The following is a 24,988-nucleotide window of genomic DNA, read 5'->3' on the forward strand; positions in this document are numbered from 1 at the left end:
ATCGATTCCCCTCACCGACGCCTACGAGGTGAGCTGTCGGGTTCGGGCCGGTTGAGTTGCCCGGCCGCACCCCCGCTTGCGCGGTGTGCGGCTTCACCCCCAGCCGGTGCCGGCCTCAAGTGCCGGTTCCGGCGCCTACCTTGGTTCCCCCGCTCCTGCCTACGGCGCATGACGCGACGACTGTTCCCGGGCAACCACTGGCAGGATTCGGCGTGGCGGTTGCCGGGGCTCGTGGTGACGAGCGGCCTCGACCGTAGACACGGGATCCGGCGAATTTCAAAGACGATCAGGGCTTCTGAGACTCATCCCACACTTTCGCCAAACCGGACATTAGGGCGCTAAGCGGGGCGTCAACTCCGCCTACTTACCGCCCGTTTCGCCCCCTACTTCCAGGGTCTGACCGGCGGTGATGCGGTTCGGGTCGGCGCCGATGGCCTTCTTGTTGCCGGCGTACAGCGCGTGCCATCCGCCGTCGACGTCAAGGGAGTCGGCGATGGAGACGAGGGAGTCGCCTTGGCGGACGGTGTAGGTGTCCGCCTCCCGGGTGGCATGCCGGCCGGACAGCGTGGCGTCCTGACCGTTTGTCACGGTTTCGTCCGCACTCGCGCCCCGGTGGCGTCCACCCGACGCGACGGCTCCGGTGTCGACGAGGCTCCAAGAACCGGCGGCCCGCTGCGGGTTGCTCTCGACCCCGGCGTCAGGGGCCGAGCTGGGCGCACTGTCGGCACCCTGGGGGTTTCCGGCGTCCGCGGCGGGGGACTTGTCGGACTTGGGGGTGTTGGTGCCGGTCGGACCGGTGGTACCGCCCGTGCCCTTGGCCGCGTCCTCGTCCGCTTCCTTGCCCTTGTGCCTGCCCTTGCCCTTGCCCGGCTTGGTGTCCGGCGTGCCGCCGGCGTCCGGGGAGGAAGGGGTGCCGGAGCCGCTGTCGGAGCCGGCTTCCGTGGAGGGCGAGGGATCCGGCCGGCCGGACGGGGTGCCGGAGCCGCCCGGGGTGTCCGAAGTGCCGGAGCCGTCCGCCGGTGCGGACGGTTCGCCCGTACGGCCGTCCTGCCCGGGTTCGCCGACGCCCGTGTCGACGTCCACGGAGCCCGAGTCCGGCGTCAGGCCGGACAGCAGGGCGCAGGTGGCCCAGGGCGTGGTGCCCCGGTCGGCCAGGATCTTCTCGGCGACGGCGATCTGCTGGAGCCGGCTGGCCTGGTCGGCGCTGTCCGCGTACTGGGTGCCGCCGTAGGCGTCCCAGTCGTCCTGCGAGATCTGCAGGCCGCCGTAGTACCCGTTGCCGGTGTCCGCGCTCCAGGAGCCGCCGCTTTCGCACTCGGCCACCTTGTCCCACGTGGTGGCGTCGGCCGCGTGCGCGCCGGCCGCGCCGAGGAGCGGGAGGGCGATGGCGGAGCCGGTCACGCCGGCCGCGACGAGGAGGGCCGGAGCCTGGCGGGGGCGACGGTGTCGGCCGTTCCCGGAGAGCATGCAGAAGCCTTTCGAGCGACAGCAGGACCGGCGCGGCGGAGTGGTGCCACCCGTCGCGCTGATGGGTGAACGTATCGGCAGGCGATCACTTGTCACAAGTTCATGCCGCACAGATCACATGAAGATCACAGAGTTGAGTTTCTGTCATCTCCCCCGGGAGGTCCGGTGATCAGGCCCGGGAGGCCCGGTGATCAGGCCGTGGGCGTGAACTCGACCGGCAGGGTGCGCAGGCCACGCATGATGAGCCCGCCGCGCCAGCGCAGTTCGGCCGGGTCGGCGGCGAGCCGCAGGCCGGGCAGGCGGGTGAACAGGGTGGCCAGCGCGGTCTGGCCCTCCAGCCGGGCGAGCGGCGCGCCGAGACAGTAGTGGATGCCGTGGCCGTAGCCGAGGTGCTGGTTGTCGCGGCGGCCTAGGTCCAGCACGTCCGGGTCGGCGAACCGCTGCGGGTCCCGGTCGGCGGCGGCCAGGACGACGAGCACCGGATCGCCCGGCGCGATCTCCTGCCCGCCGAGCGTGAGCGGCTCGGTGGCGAACCGCCAGGTGGCCAGCTCCACCGGGCCGTCGTAGCGCAGCAGTTCCTCCACGCCGGTCTCCAGCAGGTCCCGCTCCCCGCGCGCCAGGGACTCCTCGAGGCGCCGGCGCTGTCCGGGATGGGTGAGCAGGGCGTAGGTGCCGTTGCCGATGAGGTTGACGGTCGTCTCGAAACCGGCGAACAGCAGGATGAACGCCATGGCGGCGGCCTCGTTCTCGGTGAGGTGTTCGCCGTGGTCGGAGGCCCGGATCAGGGCGGAGATGAGGTCCTCACCCGGTGCGGGCGTGGCGGACAGCGCCTCGCGCTTGCGGTGGATCAGCTCGGCGAGGTAGCCGCGCATCTTCTTCACCGACCGGGCGACCCCGCCCCGGGGTCCTCCGCCGTGCCGGATCATCATGCCCGCCCAGTCCCGGAAGTCGTCCTGGTCCTCGGCCGGGACGCCGAGCAGGTCGCAGATGGCGTAGATGGGCAGCGGGAAGGCGAAGTCGTGGATGAGGTCGGCGGAGCCGGCCGCCGCGAAGCGGTCGATGAGCCGGTCGGCCAGCTCCTGCACCCGGGGCGCGAACTCGGCGACCCGGCGCGGTGTGAACGCCTTGCTGACCAGTTTCCTGAGCCGGGTGTGGTCCGGCGGGTCGATGTTCAGCAGATGGGTCATCAGCTCGGCCTTGCGCTCGCCGGGGATACCGGTCTTGCCCCTGGCGTGCGCGGGCTCGTCGTGGTGGGCCGGGTTCTTGCTCAGCCGCTGGTCGGCCAGGGCCTGCCGGGCATCGGCGTACCGGGTGACCAGCCACGCCTCGACACCGCTCGGCAGCCGGGTCCGGTGTACGGGGGCGTGCTCGCGCAGCCAGGCGTAGGCGGGGTAGGGGTCGGCGGCGAACTCCCACGTGAAGAGGGCGGGGGCCGGCTGGTCGGGGTGGGGCTGCTCGGTCACCTCTTGACGGTATCCGGACCTCCGGGACGGCTCCGCCACACCCTGGCGAGGGTCCGCGTGGTTCTCCTGGTCCGCTGCTTCTCCTGGTCCGCCTGGTGCCACTGGTTCTCTTGGTCCCCCTGGTCCTCCTAGTTCTCCCAGTCCTCCTGGTCCTCGGCGTCCTCGGTGTCCTCGGTGTCTCCCCCGGCGTCCGTCGCGTGCGGGTTCTCCGCGTTCCTGATCGCGTCCCGGTACGCCCGGGCCGCCGCCCGCAGGGCCGCCTCCGGGTCGACGCCGTCCGCCTCGGCGCCGGCCGCCAGCGCGAGGAGCCGGTAGCCGATCCCCTCGCCGCGCGGCACGGGGACCTCCAGGCCCGCCGTACGGACGCGGGAGGCCAGCTTCGCGGCGAGGGCCAGGCCGGGCTGGCCGAGCGGGACGCCGTCCGTGACCGACGTACGGCGCTTCTCCTCGGCCTTGGTGCGCAGCCAGTGCTCCTTGACGTCCTCCGGTGTCTCCGCCTCCGCGTCGCCGAAGACGTGCGGGTGCCGGTGGATGAGCTTGGCGACGATGCCGCCGGCCACGTCGTCTATGGAGAACGGCTCGTCCGGGTGCTCCTCGGCGATCCGGGAGTGGAAGACGACCTGGAGGAGGACGTCGCCCAGCTCCTCGCGCAGCTCCGCGCGGTCGCCGGCCTCGATCGCCTCGACCAGTTCGTACGCCTCCTCGATGCCGTATTTCGCCAGGCCCTCGTGGGTCTGCCGGGAGGACCAGGGGCACTCGGCGCGGATGCGGTCCATGACCTGCACGAGGTCCAGCAGGCGGGCGCCCGGCAGGTCGTACGACGCGGGGAGCAGCTCCAGCTCCGGCATGGCGATCCGGCCGGAGCCGGCCAGCCGGGCGAGGCCGTCGGTGAGCGCCGGCTCGCCCTCGCCGGTCGCCACGACCACCACGGTCCGTCCGCCGGCGCACGCCGCGACCAGTTCCTCGGCGGTCGGTGACGCCTCCGCGACCGCTGTCCCGGCCTCCCGCAGATACGGCAGCTGCGGATGCGCGCCGTCCGCGCACAGTACGGTGTCGGCGGTGCGCAGGGCCTGCCAGGCGGGCCAGGACAGCAGGCCGGGCGCGACGCGGTGGCTGGTGGTGAGCAGGACGATGCGGCCGGGGGCGGCTTCCGGACCGGCTTCGGCACGGGGTGCGGAGTGGGCTGCGGCGCTGGATTCGTTCACGATCCGAACGTAACCCACGGCGCGAGGACGCGGATCGGGTTATCCACAGGGCGGAGGAGTCGTGTGATCGTATGACTCGGCCGCGCATCCGATGACCCGGTCGTGCATCCGGCCCGTGACGACCCCGGGACGACCCCGTGGCGGCCCCATGGCGGCCCCGTGGCGAGTCCCGGTCTCGCTTCCCGCCCCGGCCGCGTCCCGTCCCCGGGACCGGTTACGTCGTGGCCCGGTTACGTGGTGATCGGCTGGCCGGCCTGCGCGGTGACCTCCCGGACCCAGGGCGTCTTCGCGTCCACCCGGCTGCTCTTCTGCACGTCCCAGGCGCCGTAGCGCGGGTTGAGGTCGACGCGCAGTTCCGCGGACGCCTTGGACAGGGCCTGCCAGAAGGCGGGCCGGGTGGTGTCGGTGCCCAGCTTCGCGGCCAGCTTCTGGGCCTCCAGCTGCAGGCGCAGGTTGTCGTCGAGGCGGGCCGGCGCGATGCCGTACTTCTGCAGCCAGGCCGTCTCCAGGCCCTTGCCGCCGCCGGCCTGCCGCGCCAGCTCCGCGCGCATCTGCTGGATCTCCTTGGGGGTGACCGTGACGCCCTTGTCCCGGGCGGCGCGGTGCAGCACCCGGTCGAGCACCATGTTGTGCAGGGTGTCGCGGGTCAGGCTGCTGGTGGACGAGACGACCTGCTGGTACTGCGTGTCGTCCGGCACCGCGGCCCGCTGCGCCCGGCGGACCTCGTCGACCCGGCTCTGCAACTGCGCGACGGTGATCCGCTGTCCGCCGACGACGGCCGCGGCGCCCGGGTGCGCCTCGCTTCCGCAGGCGGTCAGCAGGGGGGCCGCGGCGGCGATCGCGGCGGTGAGGACGAGCGCGGTGCGGCGGCGGTGCAAGGAGACCTCCCGAGGAGAGTGCAACGACAGGTGCGGCGCGCCAGCGCCTCCGCCGGGGGTGGTGGTCGGGCGACGGTCGGGCGCACCACGTCTTGCGGTGATCGATGGTAGGCAGTGGGCAGGCCGCGGCCAACCCATTCGACCAACGATTCACGCGCGCTTCGGGCACCGCCGCGCCGCCGCGGGAGGGACGGGGCCGCCGCCGGCCAGCCGCCGGGACCTATCCGTGCACCTGTCCCAGCCACTGGAGGGTCCGCCGTACCTCCACGGCCAGCGGATGACCGGGGCCGTGCAGCCGTTCCACGTCCAGGACCAGCCGCACGAGCGTGTCGTGGGCGGCCGGCCGGTCGCCGAGGGCGAGCAGCAGATGGCCGACGCGCCGGCGCACCTCGTGGGCGAGCTGCGGGTCCCCGGAGACGTACTGGTTCTCGTAGTACGGCAGCAGCGCGCGGTACTCGGCGAGCGCCGCCGCCGGTTCGCCCAGTTGCTCCAGGCACTGCGCGGCCTCGTAGCGGTAGCGCAGGGCCTGCGGGTCCGCCTGGCCCGCCTGGGCGGCGTGTTCGTCGGCGAGCCGGCGCAGTTCGGGCAGCGCGCGCCGGTACTGGCCGTCGTCCATGAGGGTGGCCGCGTACTGCTTGCGCAGGGTGCGCACCACCGGGGAGTGCTGGCCGTGCTGCTCGGCGGCGGCCGGCAGGATCGCGCCCAGGATGTCCACGGCCTGCGTGATGCGGCCCTCGCCCAGCAGCCGCTTGACCTCGTCCACGGCGGCCGCGACATCGGGCTTCTCCGCCACCGGCGGCGCCGGCGCGACCGGGGCGGGCTGCGGCGCGGGAGTGCGCGCGCGGTCCGGCCAGGGGGCGTGCGGACGCAGGAAGGGGCGCGTGGGATCCAGTGGCGCTCCGGTGGGCGTCCCGCGCGCCGGCAGCAGCAGGGACAGGTCCTCGTACACCTCCTGCGCGGACGCCGGCCGGTGCTGCGGGTCCTTGGCGAGCAGCCGCAGCACCAGGGTCTCCAGTGCCTCGGGGACCTCCGGGCGCGTCCGGCGCACGGGCAGCGGCGGCTCGTACAGGTGCCGGTGGAGCACGCCGAGGGCCGTGGAGCCGGCGAACGGCACCTCGCCGCTGAGCAGTTCGTGCATCAGCACACCGAGCGCGTACAGGTCGGTGTACGGGCCGACCGCGCCGCCCATCGCCTGCTCGGGCGCCATGTAGGCGGGCGAGCCGATCGGGGAGCCGGTGTGCGTGAGCCGGGTGGTGTCGGTGTCCATCACCGAGGCCACGCCCAGGTCGAGGACGGTGATGGTGCCGTCCTGCTTCACCATCACGTTGCGCGGCTTGAGGTCGCGGTGCACGATCGGCACGGCGTGCACGGCGCTCAGCACGGCGCACAGCTGCGCGGCCACCGCGACCGTCCACGGCCATGGGTACGGGTCGTGCTCGGCGAGGTGGTCGGAGAGGTCGGCGCCGTCGACGTACTGCATGACGAGGTACAGCTCCTCGCCCTCGCTGCCCGCGTCGTGCACCGTGACCAGGCCGGGGTGGTCCACCTGCGCGGTCACCCGGCACTCGCGCAGGAACCGGCGGCGCAGTTCGTCCGCCTCCTGGCCCGCCACCTTGTCGGGGCGCAGCAGCTTCACCGCCACGCGCCGGTCCAGCCTGCGGTCGTACGCCGTCCAGACCTGGCCCATGCCGCCCTGCCCGATCAGCGTGGACAGTTCGTAACGGCCGGCGACGACACGTCCCGTCGCCACGCTCACCGTCCGCCCTCGTGGCCGTCCCGCTTGCGCAGGTAGTCGCTCAGTTCGTCCAGCTCGGCCCGTACCTGGTCGATGCGCGCGGGCGCCGGACGCGCCGGCGGCGGGAGGTGCGGGACGGCGGGCGGGAGGAGTGGTGCGGCGGGCGCGGGGCGGGCGGCCGGCGGGGCCGGTGCGGTCGCGCCGTACGGCGTCGCGGGGCCGGCGGACAGGACGAGGCCGGCGGATACGGCGGGTCCGACTGGTCCGGCCGGTCCGGCGGGCGTCTGGTAGCCGTACGCCGGCGCGGGGGCCGCGTACGCCTGCTGCCGTATCAGGAAGTGGCGGACGTCCGCGGCCAGGTAGTACGCGATCGTGGCCGCCAGCGTGCCCAGCACGAGCAGGGCGCCCGCGTAACCGCCGGGCGTGTGGACGTCGTCGCCGGGCTCCAGGGCCAGCAGGGTCATGCCGAGGACGTCGGCGACCAGCACCGCCACGAACAGCGCCCAGTCCAGGGAGCGGCGGGTGACGGCCGCCAGCCGCAGCAGCATCGTCCAGGCCAGGAAGCCGATGCTGAGGATGCCCAGCGCCACGAACAGCACACGCACGAGAACCAGCCACGCGGTGTGCGGTGGCTGCTTCACCGGCTGTCCGTAGCCGTGGCCGTGCATGGCTGCTCCCGATCCTGGATGTGGGCGTGCCCGTCCGGCCGGCATGCGTCCGCGCGGGACGGACAACGCCGGCCGGGGATTGTCGCTTCGAGCATATGGCCCGGCACGGACAAGTGATCAGCGTTGTACCGAACCGTTGTCCGGGCGCCCCGCGGGGTCAGTCCGGTGCGACCGTGCCACCGGTGAGGCCGTCGTACGTCCCGCGCACCAGTTGCTCCCCGAGCCCGCTCGCGTGCCTGAGCGCCCGCTCGAACTCGTCGAGCGCGCGGAACCGCTCGCCGTAGCGCCGCTGCTGCGCCAGCGGGAGCCGGGGCAGTTGCAGCCGGCGCACGTCCAGCCGGGTCGCCGTGGAGGCGTAGCTGCTGGCCTGCCGGTTGTTGGCGGTACCGCGCAGGAACCCGGCGAGGAACCACGGATCGAGCGCCGTGGGGTCGGGACGCAGCAGCATCAGGTTGCGCCCCAGGGCGGCGCCCTTCGTCGCCTCGTCGATCACGCGCGCCACCGAGCCCCCGCCGAGCACCGGTACGACGACGTCGCCCGGTTCGGTCGGCACCGCCTCCTCCTCGCTCTCGGGCAGCGTCCCGGACTGCGCTGTTCCGGCGAGGACGTCGTGGTCGGTGAGCACCGGCACGCGCGCGTGGCCGTCGTTTCCGCCGGTACGCAGCACCAGCGCGCCCCCGCGCGCGAGTTCCCCGACCGTGGTGAGCGGCCAGTGCGCGGGCGGCGCCGGATCGGCGGGCGGCGGGGTGAGGCCGGCGGCCAGGCGCAGCGTCGCGCCCAGGCGTTCGCGGACCTGCGTGAGCTGCTCCACGCCGCCGGCCGCCGCGGCCGGCGGCAGATGACGGGCCGGCGCGAGATCGACGTCGTCGCCGAGGAGTCCGATGACCGGCACCGAACGCGCCAGGCCCGGCCGCTCCGTCAGCCGCCCCGCGCGCGAAGTCCCGCCAGGCGTCCAGCGCGGCGTCCCGTACCGCCGCCCAGTCCGGCCCGCCCCGCCCCTCACCGGCGAACCTCCCGGTGTCCACGAGCAGCACCTCCGGCGCGGCCGGCATCCGGCCGGGCCGGCCCAGCACCCACAGGTGCAGCGGGATGTTGTACGGCGGGGCCGCGCCGACCGGCAGCGCGACCACGGCCCGCAGCGCGCCCCGGCGCAGCAGATCGGCGCGGATACGGCGCCCGGAGCGGCGGGAGGCGGCGGCCGGCGGCATCAGCAGTACCGCCGTGCCGCCGTCGGCCAGCCGGGCCAGAGCGTGCTGCACCCAGGCCAGCTCCGATTCCGTACGCGCCGGGAAGCCGTACTCCCAGCGCGGGTCGTAGGCGAGTTCGTCAAGTACGACGAGAAGTGCCTGCGCGCCCAGAGCGAGGGCGAGTCCGCGGAGGACACCGACGCGGCCGTGGCGATGCTGGCCGGGAAGTGGACCAAGATGGCCGTCAAGGGCCAGGGCGCCAAGGACCTCACGGGCTTCTGCGACCTGGACTCGATGCCCGGCGACGTCAGCGGTGAGGACACGGCGGCCACCCGCGGCAAGACCACGCGGATCGACGGCAGGCCCGCGATCACGCTGCACGAGGAGGACGGCAAGGAGCGCTACACGGGGTATGTGGCGACCGAGGGCAAGCCGTACCTGCTGCGGATCGACAGCGCGTCCGGCGCCAAGGAGCCGGAGCACCTGAGCTTCTCCGACTACGGCGTGCCGGTTGCCGCCAAGAAGCCCACCAGGAAGATCGTGGACCTGGACGCGCTGTAAGGACTTTGGCCGGCGCGGGGCCTGCGGGGCGGCCCGGCCGGGGCGCGGGTCACCGGGCGCGGAAGCGCTCGGGTGCCTTGGTCGGGTTGCCGCCGGCGGGCAGCCTCTGGTCCGGGCAGCCGCGCAGGACCTTCTTCATGGCGGCCTGTTCGGCGGCGGTGACCCACAGGCCGTACTTCTTCTTCACGGCGACCTGGCCGGCGACGTACGCGCACCGGTACGACTTGTCGGGCGGAAGCCAGGTGGCCGCGTCGCCGTCGCCCTTGCCGCGGTTGGTGCTCGCGTCGACCGCGAGGAGGTTGAGCGGGTCGTTGGCGAGAGCGATGCGCTTGCTCGGCTCCCAGTACTTGGCGCCCTTCTGCCAGGCGTCGGAGAGGGCCACGACGTGGTCGATGTCGACCTGGCTGCGGCCCCGCCGGTAGGTGATCTCCTTGCCGGAGTAAGGGTCGTGCTCCAGCAGGCCGTAGGAGACCTTGCAGGTGCCGCCGGTGAACCTCACGTGGGTGAGGTCGCGTTTGAGGATGTCGTCGCGGGTGTCGCAGGAGTTGGAGTCGGTGTCCGCCCAGGCGGTGCCGAACCGGTCCCGGGAGTAACCGGTCTTCGGCGCACGGCCCTTGACGGTCAGTGAGCCGACGGCTGTCAGGGCCGCGCCCGCGCGTCCGGTCTCCCCGGGTCCGGCGGAACCCTTGGTCTGCTCGGCCGTGCAGCCGGTCACGGCGACCAGCATGGCCATGGCGGTGACCGTTCCGCCCCTCAGACGCGTCACGCTGCGTCCCTCCCGCTCGCCCTGGCCCGCCCTCGGGTACGGGCGGATCGTTCCGCTTCCACGGTAACGTCCGGCCGCCGACCGCCATATGGGGCACAGTCACGACATCCACTGACAAGTCCGGTTTCCCGCACGGCATTTCCGGCGGCCGGAGTTGACCTTGTCACTGGCGTCAGGGTCCGAGTATCCCGGGCATGAGCGAGAACAGCCACCGCCAGGACAGCCACCGCGACGGTCCCCGTACGGTCCTCGTGACCGGCGCCGGCACCGGGATCGGCCGGGCCACCGCGCGCGCGTTCGCCGCCGGGGGCGCCCGGGTCGTCGCCGTGGGCCGCCGGGCCGCACTCCTGGCAGAGACCGCCGAGGGCCACCCCGGGATCACGCCCCTGCCCGCCGACCTGACCGCCGAGGACGGGCCCGAGTCCGTCGTACGGGCCACGCTGGAGCGGTACGGCCGGCTCGACGTGCTCGTCAACAACGCGGCCGTCGTCACCACCGACTCCCTGCGCACCTGCACGCGCGCGTCGGTACGGCCGCTGCTGGACACCAACCTCCTCGCGCCCGTGCTGCTCACCCAGGCCGCGCTGCCCGCACTGGAGGACAGCCGGGGTGTCGTGGTGAACGTGACGACGTCGGTGGGGCAGCGGGCCTGGCCCGGCAACTCCCTGTACGCGGCGGGCAAGGCGGCCCTGGAGGTGCTCACCCGCAGCTGGGCGGTGGAACTCGCCCCGCACGGCATCCGGGTGGTCGCCGTGGCCCCGGGCGCGGTCGAGACACCGATCGCCGAGCACTCCGGGTACGACCCCGAGCAGCGCGCGGCCCTCCGCGCGTGGCAGCTCGCCCACACTCCGCTCGGCCGGATCGGCCGCCCGGAGGAGGTCGCCTGGGCCATCACCCGGCTCGCGTCCCCGCGCGCGTCGTTCGTGACGGGCGTGGTGCTGCCCGTGGACGGCGGAGCGGTGGTCGCCTGACCGGCGAACCCGGCCGGAAAGCGGCCCCCGGCCCCAGCCAGGCAGCGACCCGCGGACCCGGCCGGAAAGCGACCGGCGGACCCGGCCGGGGAGCGGCGGGCGAACCCCGCCGGGAAACGACCGGCGGGCCCGACCGGGAAGCGGCCCCCGGCCCCAGCCCGGAAACGGCCCGCGGACCGGGCCAGGCAGCGACCCGCGAACCCAGCCAGGAAACGGCCCCCGGCCCCAGCCAGTCAGCGACCCGCGAACCCGTCAGGGAAACGGCCCGCGAAAGCCGTTCCCGGAGACGTTCCCCGCCGGGCGGCCCTCGCTCGCGGGGCCGTCCCGGGTCACCGCCACCGTGGGCCCGGGGCCCGTGCCCGAGGCGGCCGTCGTGGAGCCCGGAGCCGGCGTCAGGCCGGTTCGCCCGCCTGGCGCAGTGCCGCCGCCAGCCGGTCCCGTACCGCCGTCTGGGCCGCGATGCGGGCGTCGAGCACGGCCAGCCGGTCCCGGGCGACCTCCAGCGCCCGGGCCGAGGCGGGACCGGCGGTGACGTCGCCGTCCAGGCAGGGCAGGAACACCCGGACGTCGTCCAGGGTGAGGCCCGCCGCCAGCAGCCGGCGGATGTTGCGGACCCGTACGGCCGTACGGTCGTCGTAGGCGCGGTAGCCGTTGGCGGCGCGCGCGGAGGCGATCAGGCCCTGCTGCTCGTAGTGGCGCAGGGCGCGCGGGCTGGTCCCGGTCGCCTCGGCCAGTTCACCGATCCGCACGCGCGCCCCCGCCTCCTTGTTCCGTCCGCTAGCCCAGGATCGAGGTGAGGAACTCGCCGACCCAGGCCAGCAGTTCCCGGCCGACCAGCGGCCTGCCGCCCACCTTCGCGGTCTTCGGGCGCGGGACCAGCACCTGGTGCGCGCTCGCTTTGATGACCGTGCCGGGGTAGAGCCGCTTGAGGCGCAGCTCCTGCGACTCGCGCAGCTCGACCGGCGCGAAGCGGATGTTGCTGCCCTGGAGGACGATCTCGCCGACGCCGCAGGCGCGCGCGAGCATCCGGAGGCCGGCCACCAGCAGCAGGTTCTCCACCGGTTCGGGCAGCTTGCCGTAGCGGTCGGTGAGTTCCTCGCGGACGGCCCTGACGTCCTCCTCGGAGTTGGCGGAGGCGATCGAGCGGTACGCCTGGAGGCGCAGGCGCTCGCCCGGCGCGTAGTCGTGCGGCACGTGCGCGTCCACGGGCAGCTCGATCTTGACCTCCAGCGGCGCCTCCTCCTCGGCCCCGCCGGTCTCCAGCTGGCGCCGGTAGTCGGCGACCGCCTCGCCGACCATGCGGACGTACAGGTCGAAGCCGACGCCGGCGATGTGCCCGGACTGCTCGCCGCCGAGCAGGTTGCCGGCGCCGCGGATCTCCAGGTCCTTCATCGCGACGTACATGCCCGCGCCCATCTCCGTGTGCTGGGCGATGGTGGCCAGGCGCTCGTGCGCGGTCTCCGTCAGCGGCTTCTCCGGCGGGTACAGGAAGTACGCGTACCCGCGCTCGCGGCCCCGGCCGACCCGGCCGCGCAACTGGTGCAGCTGGGACAGGCCGAAGGTGTCGCCGCGCTCCACGATCAGCGTGTTGGCATTGGAGATGTCGATGCCGGACTCCACGATCGTGGTGGACACCAGCACGTCGAACCGCTTCTCCCAGAAGTCGACGACCACCTGCTCCAGCGCCGATTCCGACATCTGGCCGTGGGCCGTCGCGATGCGCGCCTCGGGGACGATCTCGCGGAGCCTGGCCGCCGCGCGGTCGATGGACTCGACGCGGTTGTGGATGTAGAAGACCTGGCCCTCGCGCAGCAGTTCGCGGCGGATGGCCGCGCCGATCTGCCGCTCCTCGTACGGCCCGACGAAGGTGAGCACCGGGTGGCGCTCCTCGGGCGGGGTGGTGATCGTGGACATCTCGCGGATGCCGGTGACCGCCATCTCCAGGGTGCGCGGGATCGGGGTCGCGGACATCGTCAGCACGTCGACGTTGGCGCGCAGCTTCTTCAGCTGCTCCTTGTGCTCGACGCCGAAACGCTGCTCCTCGTCCACGACGACCAGGCCCAGGTCCTTGAACTTGGTCTCGGAGGAGAACAGGCGGTGGGTGCCGATGACGACGTCCACGGAGCCTTCCTTGAGGCCCTCCAGGACGGCCTTGGCCTCGGTGTCGGTCTGGAAGCGGGACAGGGCGCGCACAGTGACCGGGAACTGCGCGTACCGCTCGGAGAACGTCCCGAAGTGCTGCTGCACCAGCAGGGTGGTCGGCACCAGGACGGCGACCTGCTTGCCGTCCTGTACGGCCTTGAAGGCGGCCCGCACCGCGATCTCGGTCTTGCCGTAGCCGACGTCGCCGCAGACCAGGCGGTCCATCGGGACCGTCTTCTCCATGTCCTCCTTGACCTCGGCGATGGTGGTGAGCTGGTCCGGGGTCTCGGCGTACGGGAAGGCGTCCTCCAGTTCGCGCTGCCAGGGCGTGTCGGTGCCGAAGGCGTGGCCGGGGGCGGCCATGCGCGCGCTGTACAGCTTGATCAGGTCGGCGGCGATCTCCTTGACGGCCTTCTTCGCGCGGGCCTTGGTCTTCGTCCAGTCGGCGCCGCCGAGGCGGTGCAGGGTGGGTGCCTCGCCGCCGACGTACTTGGTGATCTGTTCCAGCTGGTCGGTCGGGATGTACAGCCGGTCGCCGGGCTGGCCGCGCTTGGCGGGCGCGTACTCCACCACCAGGTACTCGCGGGTGGCGCCCTGCACGGTGCGCTGGACCATCTCGATGTAGCGGCCGACGCCGTGCTGTTCGTGGACGATGTAGTCGCCCGCTTCCAGGGTGAGCGGGTCGATGGTCTTGCGGCGGCGGGCCGGCATCCGGGCGCCGTCTCGGCTGGCGGTGCGCTGGCCGGACAGGTCGGTCTCGGTGAGCACGGCCAGTTTGCGCGCCGGGTCCACGAAGCCGTACTCGACCGAGCCGCAGGAGACGTGCACCACGGACGGGCTCAGCTCGCCGAGGTCGTTGTCCAGGCGGGCCGCGATGCCCTCGCCGCCGAGCACCTCCACGGTGCGCGCGGCCGGCCCGTGGCCCTCGGTGATGTAGACCGCGCGCCAGCCGTCGGCGAGCCAGCCCTTGGTGTCGGCAAGGGCCCGGGCGGTGTCGCCGCGGTAGCTCTCGGGCGCGCGCATGCCCAGCTTGAGGGTGTCGGCGTCCAGTTCCTCGTCGGCGGCGAACGGCGACACCGACCACCACATCATGTCCAGCTCGCGGGCGCGGTCGCGGACGTCGGCGATGGACCACAGGGAGGCGGCGCCGACGTCGATCGGGGCCTCGCCGCCGCCGGCCGTGGCCGCCCAGGACGCCTGGAGGAACTCCTGGCTGGTGGCGACGAGGTCGGCGGCGCGGGTGCGGACCCGCTCCGGGTCGCAGACGACGGCCATGGCGCCCTTGGGCAGCACGTCGAGCAGCAGCTCCATGTCGTCGACGAGGACCGGGGCGAGGGACTCCATGCCCTCCACCGCGATGCCCTCGGCGATCTTGCCGAGCAGTTCGCCCAGTTCGGGGTGGTCCTCGGCGAGGGCACGCGCGCGGGCGCGGACGTCGTCGGTGAGCAGCAGCTCGCGGCACGGGGGTGCCCACAGGCCGTGTGCGGCGACTTCGAGGGAGCGCTGGTCGGCGACCTTGAAGTAGCGGATCTCCTCGACGTCGTCGCCCCAGAACTCGATGCGCAGCGGGTGTTCCTCGGTGGGCGGGAACACGTCGAGGATGCCGCCGCGCACGGCGAACTCGCCGCGCTTCTCGACCAGCTCCACGCGCGCGTAGGCGGCGGCCGCGAGGGCCGCCACGACGTCGTTCAGGTCGGCGTTCTGGCCGGTCCTCAGGGACACCGGCTCCAGGTCGCCGAGGCCCTTGACCTGCGGCTGGAGCACGGAGCGCACGGGTGCCACGACGACGGAGACGGGGCCGGTCTCGGGGTCGTCGGGGCGGGGGTGGGCGAGGCGGCGCAGGACGGCGAGGCGGCGACCGACGGTGTCGCTGCGCGGGCTGAGCCGTTCGTGCGGCAGGGTCTCCCAGGAGGGGTACTCCACGACGCCCTCGGGCGGCAGGAGGGAGCGCAGGGCGGCGGCCAGGTCCTCGGCCTCCCGGCCGGTCGCCGTGACCGCCAGCACGGGGCGGCCGGCCTCGCGGGCCAGGGCGGCGACGGCGAAGGGCCGGGCCGCCGGCGGGCCGACGAGGTCGACGTGCGGGCGGTTGCCGTCCGCGGCGGCGGCGATCGCTTCCGCGAGGGCGGGGTCCTTGACGACGGCGTCCAGCAGACCGTGCAGGCTCATGGAGGGGCTTTCCGTCCGGGGGGTCGGCAACACGAAGGGCCCGACTCGTGGGACGGGCCGGGGCTGTCCAGCGTACGACGGTGGCGGCGACGGCGCGGGAAGGCTGTGGACAACCTCCGTGCCCGCGGCACGGAAACCCGGCGCGGTGCCTTGCGGCCATGGGCACGGCAAACCGGCGCCGGGGAGTCCTGACAGGACTCCCCGGCGCCGGGTGCTCCTCCGCAACCCCCGTGTGCGGAGGACGCCGGGCCCGCGGGGGCGGCTAGTCGGTCGCGATCGCGTTCAGTACGTTCATGCGGCCGGCCCGGAACGCCGGGACCAGGGCGGCGAACAGGCCCACGAAGGCCGAGCCGATGAAGACGCCGGTGATCGTCGGCCAGGGGATGTCCAGGACCTTCAGGCCCTCCAGGGCGAGGAGTTTCTGGGCGGCGCCGCCCCAGACCATGCCGAGGCCGAGGCCGAGCAGGGCGCCGAAGACCGCGATCACCACGGACTCCAGGCGGATCATGCGGCGCAGCTGGCGGCGGGAGAGGCCGATGGCCCGCATGAGGCCGATCTCCCGGGTCCGCTCGACCACGGACAGCGCCAGGGTGTTCACGACTCCGAGGACGGCGACGATGATCGCGAGGGCCAGCAGGCCGTAGATCATGTTCAGCAGCTGGCCGATCTGGTCCTTCAGCGCCTTCTTGTAGTCGGTCTGGTCGCGCACGGTGTACTGCGGGTACTTGTGCAGGGCCGCCTTCAGGTCCTGGTAGGCGGTCTTCTCCCGGCCGTCCTTGGCGGTGACGAAGAGCAGGTCGTCCAGCGGCATCCGGTCGGCGGGGACGTACTTCGCCACCGTGGCGATGGACGCGTACATGGCGCCCTTGTCGATGACGACCTCGTCGCTGGTGATCGCGCGGACGGTCAGCTTCGCCGTCTGGCCGTCCGCGAAGTGGACGGCGACCGTGGAGCCCAGTTTCACGCCGTGCTCCTTGGCGAAGCCCTCGAAGACGGACATGGAGTCCGGCCGGTAGGCGTCGGCGAGGGCGCCGGCCACGGTCTTGGTGCGCACGTCCCGCGCGTACGTCGGGTCGGTCGCGTTGATCGTCTCCTTCTTGGTGGTGCGGCCGTCCGGCGTGGTCAGGGAGGCGTCCAGGAGCTTGTACTCGGTGACCCGCGCCAGCCCCGGCGTGGCCTTGACGGCCGCGACCGCCTGCGCGTCGATGACCTGGCCGTTGTCGTCCCGGATGATGAAGTCCGTGCCCACGGTCTTGTCCAGCTGGTCGGTGGCGGAGGCCACCATGGAGGAGCCGACCACCGACAGGCAGGCCACCAGGGCGAGGCCGATCATCAGGGCGGCGCCGGTGGCGCCGGTGCGGCGCGGGTTGCGCAGCGCGTTGCGTTCGGCCATCCGGCCGACGGGTCCGAAGATCCGCAGGATGACCACGCCGAGGACGCGGACCAGGCCGGCGGCGAGCAGCGGGCCGATGACGACGAACCCGATCAGGCTGAGCACCACGCCCAGGCCCAGCCAGCCCGAGCCGGTCGTGGCCTTGTCGGCGGTGGCGGCGACGTACAGGCTCCAGCCGCCGGCGGCGGTCAGCAGCAGCCCGAGGACGGCGCGGACGGCGCCGGCCCGGGCGTCGGCGGGGGCGCCGGCCTCGCGCAGGGCGGCCATCGGGGAGACCTTGCCGGCGCGCCGGGCGGGCAGGTAGGCGGCGAGGACGGTGACGACCACGCCGAGGAGCAGACCGAGCGCGGGCGTGGTCCAGGCGACGGTCAGGTCGCTGGTGGACAGGTGCATGCCCATCTGGCCCATGAGCTTCATCAGGCCGACCGCGATGCCGACGCCCGCGCCGACCCCGAGGACGGAGCCGAACACGCCGAGCAGCAGCGCCTCCACCAGCACGGACCGGTTGACCTGCTTGCGGGAGGAGCCGATGGCGCGCAGCAGGCCGATCTCGCGGGTGCGCTGGGCGACCAGCATGGAGAAGGTGTTGATGATCAGGAAGATGCCGACCAGGAAGGCGATCCCGGCGAAGCCGAGCATCGCGTACTTCATGACGTTCAGGAAGCTCTCGAGCTCCTTCTGGTTGGCGTCGGCGACCTCCTTGGCGGTCTGCACCTTGTAGTCGTGTCCGAGGGCGGCGACGACGTTCTTCTTCAGCCGGGCGTCGCTCACCCCGGCGGCGGCGGTGACGTTGACGTCGGTGTAGACGCCGGTCCGGCCGACCAGGGTCCGCTGGGCGGTCGCGGTGTCCAGGTAGAAGATGGCCGCGCCGGGGTTGGTGACCTTGAAGGCGGCGATGCCGGACACGCGCGCGTGGTGGGTGCCGAGGGCCGTGATCACACCGATCTCGTCGCCCAGTCCCAGGCCGTGCTTGTCGGCGGTGTCGGCGTCGATCATCACCTGGTCCGGGCGCCTGGGCGCCGTACCGGTGGTGATCTCCATGGTGCGGGCGTCGTTGCCGTTCCAGCTGCCGACGATGGTGGGCGCGCCGCTGGTGGGCGACAGCTTGTCGTTGTCGGCGTCGACGACCGTCACCGCGGTGGAGAACACCGTGCCCTCGGCCGACTTGACGCCGTCGGCGCTGCGGACCGCGCCGAGCACGGCGGCCGGCAGGACGGGCGGCTTGCCGGTGCGGGAGGTGGTCTCCCCGCTGCCGGAGGCGGCCTTGGCGCTGACCGTGACGTCCGAGGAGGTCGCCTGGAACAGCTTGTCGAAGGTGGTGTTCATCGTGTCGGTGAACACCAGCGTGCCGCACACGAACGCCACCGACAGCAGCACGGCGACCGCCGACAGCGCCATGCGCCCCTTGTGCGCGAGGAAGTTGCGCATCGAGGTCCTCAGGACGGTCATGACGTGCGTCCCCGGGCGTCGAAGTCCTTCATGCGGTCCAGCACCTGTTCGGCCGTCGGCTGGTGCATCTCGTCGACGATCCGGCCGTCGGCGAGGTAGAGCACGCGGTCGGCGTAGGAGGCGGCCACCGGGTCGTGGGTGACCATGACGATGGTCTGGCCGAGTTCGTCCACCGAGCGGCGCAGGAAGCCCAGGACCTCCGCGCCCGCCCGCGAGTCGAGGTTCCCGGTCGGCTCGTCCCCGAAGATGATCTCCGGGCGGGCGGCCAGGGCGCGGGCCACGGCGACGCGCTGCTGCTGGCCGCCGGAGAGCTGGGTGGGGCGGTGCTTGAGTCGTCCGGCGAGCCCGACGGTCTCCACCACCCGGTCCAGCCAGGCCCGGTCGGGCTTGCGGCCGGCGATGTCCATGGGCAGCGTGATGTTCTCGATGGCGTTCAGCGTGGGCAGCAGGTTGAACGCCTGGAAGATGAAGCCGATCCGGTCCCGGCGCAGCTGGGTGAGCTTCTTGTCCTTCAGGCCGGTGATCTCGGTGTCGGCCAGGTGTATCTGACCGCTCGTCACCGTGTCGAGGCCGGCGAGGCAGTGCATCAGGGTGGACTTGCCGGACCCGGAGGGGCCCATGATCGCGGTGAACCGGCCGCGGGCGATGTCCACGTCGACCCGGTCCAGGGCGACGACCCGGGTCTCGCCCGACCCGTACGCCTTCACGACCTGCCGCGCCCGCGCGGCAACGGCCGTACTCCCTCCAGTGCCCCCGTGCCTGGGAATGGTTACAGCCGATGTCACGGTATGTCTCCTATGTCGGTTGGCAAGTCGGTGCGGACCGCCCGGGTCGGCCGGGTGTCGTCTCGGGTACGTCTGAGTCTCGCGGTCGGCGAGGGTGGGCGCGCTGGTGCGGAGCCCCGTCTTTCCGGGGGGGTAAACCCCACCCCCGCCGGTGCGGTCCGCCGCCCCCCAGCGGCGTAAAGCCAGGTTAAGGAGCCACCCGGGCCGGGCTCGTCCTCCGCCGGGACGAACCCTCCCCGAGCCGCAGTACGGAGGAACCCCTAGGGGTCCTCCACCGCCGGGTGGAGCGGTTCTCGGGGCCGCCTCCCTCCTTCGGCGCGGGAAGCCTGCGGCGGCCATCAGGGAAAGCCCGCCGTACGGGAGATGAATGCAAGGGGCACGCGGCAGCGTCCGCTGGAACCACGGAGGGGTGCGCAGCGGGGAGTACGACACCGGCGCTACACGACGGCACGGCGGGGCGACGCGAGGACCGACCCTCCCGGGGCCGACGCCCGCTCCCGGCGGGGGCGGCCGGGGGGCGGCTGCCGCGGAGCACGCGTGCGCGGCGGTGCCGGGTCTGTACGCCGTGGCGTACGCGCGTATGCGGCGGTGCCGGGGGGTCCGTGCACCGTGGCGGCCGGCGGCCACGCCCGGCTGGGACGGCCGCCCGCCCAGGCGCGGACCGGCCAATTCCGGGGCGGCCGCCGCGCGGCACGCGTGCGCGGCGACGCCGGGTCTGTACGACCCGGCGGCCGGCGGCCACGCCCGGGCCGGGACGGCCGCGCGCCCACGCCGGACCGGCCAATCCCGGAATGGCCACCCCTCCCGGCCGGGGCAGGCCCCTGCTCCTGGCGAGGGCAGCCGAGAGCGGCCGCCGCGCGGCACGCGTGCGCGGCGGTGACGGGTCCGTGCACCACGGCGTACGTATGTGCCGGCGGTGCCAGGTCCGTGCGGCGCCGGGGCCGGTGGGCGGGTTACTCCGTGACTGCCTGGCCGGTCAGGGAGATGAGGCGGTCGCGGGCCGAGTCCATGTGTGCCTGGACGTCGTCCCAGGCGTCGCCGTGCTCGCGCAGCACCCGTTCGGTCTCGCGGGCGATGCGCTCCTCCCGTACGTGCGCGTCGGCGACGATCTCCACGGCACGCGCGCGTGCCTCCTCCGCACAGCGGCGGGCGTACTCCTCGGCTTCCGCGAGGGCCCGTCGGGCTTCCGTCAGCGCGGCCTCGGCCCGGCCCGCCCGTTCGGCGTGCCGGGCGTCCAGCGCGGCCGCCCGCTCCGCCTCCTCGCGCTCGACCGCGGCCCAGCGTTCGGCGTGCTCCCTGGAGTGCCGGGCGAGCAGCCCGGCGCCGCGCTGGCGTGCCTCACGCACCGCGGCGAGCACCTCCGCGCGCCCCGCACGCACCTCGCGCCGGGCTCCGACCCGGATGTCACCCGCCTCGGCCCGCGCGGCGCCGAGCCGCCGGCCGGCCCGTTCGTCGGCCTGCGCGCGGACCGCGTCCGCCTCGGCCTGCGCCGCGCGGCGGATCCGCTCGGCGTCCGCCTCGGCCCGCGCGATCTGCTCCCGGGCCGCGCACCGCGTGCGCTCCCCGAGGTCCGCGGCCTCCTCCCGTACGAACTGGAACAGCCGCCGCGCGCCCTCCCCGAGCGACTCGTACGTCTGCGGCGCGAGGTGGGCGACCACCTCGCGCAGCCGCACGGCCTCCGCCTCCATGTCCTTGGCGAGCACGGTCAGCCGGGCGGCCCGCTCCCAGGCGGCGTCCCGGTCCCGTGACAGCGCCTCCAGGTACGCCTCGACCTGGTCGGGACGGTAGCCGCGCCCCCGGACGGTCATGAAGCCGTGCGGCGGCATCGATGCGCTGCTCACCCTGGGGACTCCTCTCCACCGGGCATACACGACAGAATGATTTCGTGCATATCTTGATGGATCGGACGTAAACGGTCCTCAACCGACACTCCGCAGAACACACACGGGCCAGGAACGCGCCGGGGCCCTTCACGCGTGCGCGCGAAGGGCCCCGGCAGCGTGTCCCATCCGTGCGGCGGGCGGCGGGTGCGCTACAGCAGCCCGTCCCACATCTGTTCGAGCAGCACCGACCACCAGCTCTCCGGGGACCCGAGGGCCGCCGGGTCCAGGGCGGCCAGCTGCGCCTGGAAGTCGACGGTCCAGCGGCCCGCCTGCTCCTGGTTCAGCCCGTACCGCAGCCGCCACATCCGGCCCAGCAGCGCCAGGCACCGCACGAACTCCGGCAGCCCGGTGTTCACGAACTGCGGCGGCACCGGTGCGCCGCCCGGCCCCGCCTCCACCGGCACGGCCACGATGTTCGCCGTGCCGTACTGCACGCAGACCGCCTTGCCGAAGTCGGTGCCCATCACCAGGTACGACCCGGCGTCCGGCGCCGCCGCCACCCCGCGCTCGGCCGCCAGCTCCGCCAGCGTCGGCACCGGGCGGCCCGGCTGCGCCTGCGCCCAGAAGAACGGGCCCATGTCCAGCGGCAGTCCGGCCATGACCAGCGTGTGCGCGACGACCGGCGGCACGCCCTGCCGGGACACCGCCTGCTGCCCGAACCGGAAGACACCCGGACCGAACGCCGCCGCCAGCTCCTGCGCGACGGCCTCCGGCGGCACCGGCGGCGCGGCCGGCACCGGCGGCAGCGGCGCCCGCACCGGCGCCGGCCGCGCGGGACCGTCCGCCACCTGGTGCAGCTCGCCCTGGTGGGCCAGCAACTGGTGCATGCCCTGCTGCCGGCTCGCATGGTCCGTGCCGTACGGCGCGATGCTCGTGATCCGGGCCTGCGGCCACTGCTCACGGATCATCCGCGCGCAGTAGGCGCCCGGCAGCTCGCACGACTCCAGCTCGGTGTGCAGCTCCAGCACCTGGTCCAGCGGCACGTTCATGGCGCGCAGCTCGTGGAAGATCTGCCACTCCGGGTGCGGGGTGCCCGGCGCCGAACGCCGGATCAGCTGCTGCTCGGAGCCGTCCTGCGCGCGGTAGCGGAGCACGGCCTGATAGCCCGGTCCGACCGTCGGCTGCCCCTGCTGCGGATACCCGTACGCCTGCCCCGGACCCGGCACGGGCGCACCCGGCGGGGGCATGGCACCGGGCGGCATGGCACCCGGCGGCGGCATCGCGCCGGGCGGCATCGACGGCGGGACACCCGGAGCGCCCGGCGGCATACCGGGGGCGCCGGGCAGGGGCGGCGGAGGCGCGCCCGGACCGGCCACCGGCGGAGCGGACAGCACGGTCGCGGCGTGGTGCACGGCACCGGGAGCCCCGCCGGCCGGGGCGTTCGGGCCCTGCGGCGCGTGCGGAGCCGCGGGCGCCCCGGGGGCGCTCGGGGGCTGCGGTGCGCCGCCGCCCGGCCGGTTCGGGTCGGCCAGCATCGTGGCCGCCTGGTGCACGCCGCCCGGCGGCGTGGCTCCGGGCGGGCCCGGCGGCGCGGCGGGCGGGTTCGGTGCGCCCGGCGGCTGCGCTCCGCGCGCGCTCCCCGGACCGGCCGGCGCGTCCGCACCGCCCTGCTCCTCGGGCCCCGGACCCTCCGGTCCGAGCGCCGGCACGAGCCGCGTCGGCACATACCCGCCCGCGGGCGCGCCCGGCGCGGGCGGCGGACTTCCCGGACGCGCGCCCGGCGTGCCCGGGGCGCCCGGCGGCGGGGGCGGCGTGCCCGCGCCGCCGCGCGCCTTCCTCGGCGGCGGTGCCGCCTTGCTCGTCGCGGCGTCCGCGATGTCGCCCGCGTGCGGCGGGAGCGGCCGTCCCGGCCCGGCCGGGCCCGCGGGCGGCTGCGGCCCGCCCGGCGCCGCCTGCGGATAGCCCTGCGGAGCACCCGGCCCCTGCGGAGAGCCGTACGCCGAAGCGGGCGGCGCCGGCGGTGCGGGCCGCGCGGTGCCGTCCCGGCCGTCCTGGGGCGGGGGCGGCGTGCCGGGCAGGGGCGGCGGCGGAGTCGGCGGAGTGCCGTGCGCCGGAGGGTACGCCGGTGCGCCCGGCGGCGGTGTGGGCGTGCCGCCCCGGCCGGCGCCGTCCCGCGCGCCCGGCGCGGCGTCCAGGCCGCCGGGCGCGTCGAGCGCCGGTGAGACCGCCGTCGGCGGCAGTTGGCTGCCGCCCGGCAGCAGCGCCGTCGGCGCGTCCGCGCCGACCGCGGGCGGGCGCGGCGCGTCGTCCGCGTCACTCAGCGGCGGCGCGAACACCGTCGCGGGCAGCGGCACGGAACGGTCGTCCTCACCGGCGCCCGCGTTCGTGTCGGTCCCGGCCCACGGCGTGGCACCCGCGGGCACGTCCGCCCCGGTCGGCGGGGCGGGCGGGGCCGGCGAGGCCGACGAGGCCGACGGAACCTGAGCATGCGTATCCGCGCCCGGCGCGGCCGTACCCGGTGCGGCCGGACCCGGTGCGGCCGGACCCTGCCCCTCAGCGGCCGGCGAGACCGCCGGCCCCGGCCCCGGCGCCGTGTCCTGCGCACCCCGGCCGCCCACGCCCCGCTTGTCCGCGGCCTCCTGCAACCACTCCGGCGGAGTCAGCAGGAACGACGTCTGGTTGAGGTCCAGCCGGGCGGACGCGGGCGCCGGTGCCGTGTCCCGCGGCTCGTCGGCGCGGCCGTACTCCTCCTCGTACCGGCGGATCACCTCGCCCACCGGCAGCGCCGGCCACAGCGTGGCCTCCCCGCTGTCCCGGGCGATCACCAGCCGCTGGCCGCCCGCGTCCGAACGCGGCCCCTCCGCCCGGTCCTCGCCCCACACCACGAAGCCCAGCTCGAACTCCCGCACCCGCACCTCACGGTGCTGGTACACCGGCACGTCGCCGTTGATCCACTCCTCGGCGCGCTCCTGCGCCTGCGCGTAGGTCACCATCGCCGACAGCTCACTCCCCCGCCGGGCCGGACGACACCGGGCCGGAAGACACCGGGACGACACGGGCGAACCCGCCGTCCACCATCAGATCGGCCACCGTCTCCAACTCCGGCGGGCTGCCGGCCAGCCGGGACAGGAACGCGTCGAAGTCGTCACCGCACGGCAGCAGCAGACGCTCCACCCGCTCCGCCGGCGCCCAGGACGGATCCACGTCCCGCACGTCGTCGTACGCGCAGAACCACACCGAACCGAGCCGCTCGCCCTTCACCTTCACCGCGAGCAGCCCGCCCTGCACGAACGCCACCCCGAGGTAATCCTTCGTCAGGTGGTCGCGCAGACACTTGTTCACGTACACCAGGTCGTTCACCGCCGCCTCGTCCCGCACCGTGAAGAACGGCTGGTCCAGCAGCAGTCCGAGCCCGGCGTCCAGCGCCGTGCCGGCCGGCGCGCAGCCGCCCGCCGCCTTCAGGAACGAGCGGTAGGCGCCCGGCAGCCGGTACCCCAGGTCCTCCTCGGCCCCCTGCACCTGCGCTTCCGTCACCGCCACACCCGACTTCGGCAGCCCGAAGTGCGCCGGCCGCGACTCCTGCAACGGCCGCGTACCGCGCCTGGCATGGTCCACCGGCGCCGTCGCCACGCCGCCGTGATGCCTGAGCAGCGCCTTCACCTCGACCGGGACCAGCTCCAGCCGCCGCGTGCCGGCCACGTGGTGCCACGTCCAGCCGTGCGGGGTCGCCACGTCCGGCACCGTGTCCCACAGCTCGTGGCCCGCCGCCGCCAGCGCCGCGTTCGCCGACACGTAGTCCGTCAGCCGCAGTTCGTCGACGCCGAAACCCGCCGGCGGCTCGGCGATCTCCACCGCCACCCGCGCGTACGGCGAGAAGTCCGGGTAACCGTGCTCGTCGACCCGTACCCCGCGCGGGTGACGTGCCGCCCGGACCGGATCCGGGAAGTGCACGACCTGCCCGGCGTAGGCCGCGTTCGGCGGCGCGGCTCGTCCCCCGGCCCGGTGGCTGGGCGGTGCCCCCAGCCCGAGCCCACCTGTCGTCATGGCGGATGCCCCCTGCGGCGTTCTCTCTGGCCCGGGGGCCTGTCCGACAATTCCCGTCCGCCGCGCGACGCGAATTATCAGACAGGCCCCAAGCGGCGATGTCGGTCGCGGACGGCGACAGCCTATGCGGTACGCGCACCCCGGTCACCGGCCCACCACGGCCCCGCCCCCGCCCGGCCCGCACCACCGTGACCAGCCGTCACCCTGCCGTCACACCGTGCCCGGAACGGGCGTGTCGCACCGCCCCAGCTTCCCCACCAGCCACGGCATTTGGCACCCTGTGTC

Annotated in this window: 16 protein-coding genes, 1 pseudogene and 1 riboswitch; of the genes and pseudogenes, 2 read left to right on the top strand and 15 right to left on the bottom strand. The window is 74.3% G+C overall.

Annotated features, from left to right (window positions below):
- Positions 1 to 3: 3 nt before the first annotated feature.
- Positions 4 to 177: riboswitch (cyclic di-AMP (ydaO/yuaA leader) on the bottom strand.
- A 183-nt stretch (positions 178 to 360) separates the two neighbouring features.
- The 7 genes and pseudogenes from ACH4OA_RS09600 to ACH4OA_RS09630 all read right to left on the bottom strand — a co-directional run.
- A complete protein-coding gene (locus ACH4OA_RS09600) occupies positions 361 to 1,467 on the bottom strand; it encodes a transglycosylase family protein (protein ID WP_397968440.1) in 1,107 nt (368 codons plus the stop codon).
- Positions 1,468 to 1,658: 191 nt separating this feature from the next.
- Entirely contained in the window at positions 1,659 to 2,930 is a 1,272-nt protein-coding gene (locus tag ACH4OA_RS09605; protein ID WP_397937977.1) for a cytochrome P450, read from the bottom strand.
- A 128-nt stretch (positions 2,931 to 3,058) separates the two neighbouring features.
- A complete protein-coding gene (locus ACH4OA_RS09610) occupies positions 3,059 to 4,135 on the bottom strand; it encodes a nucleoside triphosphate pyrophosphohydrolase (RefSeq protein ID WP_397968441.1) in 1,077 nt (358 codons plus the stop codon).
- 230 nt (positions 4,136 to 4,365) lie between these two features.
- On the bottom strand, positions 4,366 to 5,013 hold the full coding sequence (locus tag ACH4OA_RS09615) for a SurA N-terminal domain-containing protein (protein WP_365874592.1): 648 nt from the start codon (positions 5,011 to 5,013) through the stop codon (positions 4,366 to 4,368).
- Between the two features lie 220 nt (positions 5,014 to 5,233).
- Complete coding sequence (locus tag ACH4OA_RS09620; protein WP_397938110.1) at positions 5,234 to 6,727, bottom strand: protein kinase; 1,494 nt, start codon at positions 6,725 to 6,727, stop codon at positions 5,234 to 5,236.
- Between the two features lie 38 nt (positions 6,728 to 6,765).
- A complete protein-coding gene (locus ACH4OA_RS09625; RefSeq protein WP_397968443.1) occupies positions 6,766 to 7,416 on the bottom strand; it encodes a hypothetical protein in 651 nt (216 codons plus the stop codon).
- Between the two features lie 157 nt (positions 7,417 to 7,573).
- Positions 7,574 to 8,744: pseudogene (locus ACH4OA_RS09630) on the bottom strand (N-6 DNA methylase); the annotation flags it as partial.
- Between the two features lie 273 nt (positions 8,745 to 9,017).
- On the opposite strand from ACH4OA_RS09630, the gene ACH4OA_RS09635 reads away from it, so the two are divergent.
- Positions 9,018 to 9,164 (top strand): hypothetical protein, encoded by a 147-nt coding sequence (locus ACH4OA_RS09635; RefSeq protein WP_397937971.1) that lies wholly within the window; start codon positions 9,018 to 9,020, stop codon positions 9,162 to 9,164.
- Positions 9,165 to 9,213: 49 nt separating this feature from the next.
- Here the strand turns inward: ACH4OA_RS09635 and ACH4OA_RS09640 are convergent, their stop codons facing one another.
- A complete protein-coding gene (locus tag ACH4OA_RS09640; RefSeq protein ID WP_397968446.1) occupies positions 9,214 to 9,930 on the bottom strand; it encodes an HNH endonuclease family protein in 717 nt (238 codons plus the stop codon).
- Positions 9,931 to 10,124: 194 nt separating this feature from the next.
- Between ACH4OA_RS09640 and ACH4OA_RS09645 the strand changes: the two genes are divergently transcribed.
- Complete coding sequence (locus ACH4OA_RS09645) at positions 10,125 to 10,901, top strand: SDR family NAD(P)-dependent oxidoreductase (RefSeq protein ID WP_397968448.1); 777 nt, start codon at positions 10,125 to 10,127, stop codon at positions 10,899 to 10,901.
- A gap of 392 nt (positions 10,902 to 11,293) precedes the next feature.
- Here the strand turns inward: ACH4OA_RS09645 and ACH4OA_RS09650 are convergent, their stop codons facing one another.
- The 7 genes from ACH4OA_RS09650 to ACH4OA_RS09680 all read right to left on the bottom strand — a co-directional run bounded on the left by ACH4OA_RS09650 (position 11,294) and on the right by ACH4OA_RS09680 (position 24,703).
- Positions 11,294 to 11,650 (bottom strand): MerR family transcriptional regulator, encoded by a 357-nt coding sequence (locus ACH4OA_RS09650; protein ID WP_365883883.1) that lies wholly within the window; start codon positions 11,648 to 11,650, stop codon positions 11,294 to 11,296.
- Positions 11,651 to 11,678: 28 nt separating this feature from the next.
- A complete protein-coding gene (gene mfd, locus ACH4OA_RS09655) occupies positions 11,679 to 15,209 on the bottom strand; it encodes a transcription-repair coupling factor (RefSeq protein WP_365941542.1) in 3,531 nt (1,176 codons plus the stop codon).
- Positions 15,210 to 15,471: 262 nt separating this feature from the next.
- The gene (locus ACH4OA_RS09660; protein ID WP_397968450.1) at positions 15,472 to 18,051 is read right to left on the bottom strand and encodes an ABC transporter permease; all 2,580 of its coding nucleotides are present in this window, start codon (positions 18,049 to 18,051) and stop codon (positions 15,472 to 15,474) included.
- Positions 18,048 to 18,836 carry an ABC transporter ATP-binding protein gene (locus ACH4OA_RS09665; RefSeq protein ID WP_397937961.1) on the bottom strand — a complete coding sequence of 263 codons (789 nt, stop codon included), beginning with the start codon at positions 18,834 to 18,836 and terminating at the stop codon, positions 18,048 to 18,050. The genes ACH4OA_RS09660 and ACH4OA_RS09665 overlap by 4 nt, the downstream gene beginning before the upstream one ends.
- A gap of 953 nt (positions 18,837 to 19,789) precedes the next feature.
- Positions 19,790 to 20,677 carry a cellulose-binding protein gene (locus ACH4OA_RS09670; protein WP_397968451.1) on the bottom strand — a complete coding sequence of 296 codons (888 nt, stop codon included), beginning with the start codon at positions 20,675 to 20,677 and terminating at the stop codon, positions 19,790 to 19,792.
- A 191-nt stretch (positions 20,678 to 20,868) separates the two neighbouring features.
- Positions 20,869 to 23,652, bottom strand: coding sequence for an SUKH-4 family immunity protein (locus ACH4OA_RS09675; protein ID WP_397968452.1), 2,784 nt, complete (start codon positions 23,650 to 23,652; stop codon positions 20,869 to 20,871).
- Between the two features lie 10 nt (positions 23,653 to 23,662).
- Positions 23,663 to 24,703: an SMI1/KNR4 family protein gene (locus tag ACH4OA_RS09680; protein ID WP_365876307.1), complete on the bottom strand. Its 1,041-nt coding sequence runs from the start codon at positions 24,701 to 24,703 to the stop codon at positions 23,663 to 23,665.
- Positions 24,704 to 24,988: the final 285 nt, after the last annotated feature.

The organism is Streptomyces sp. NPDC017095, from assembly GCF_044332325.1.
Lineage (GTDB): Bacteria > Actinomycetota > Actinomycetes > Streptomycetales > Streptomycetaceae > Streptomyces.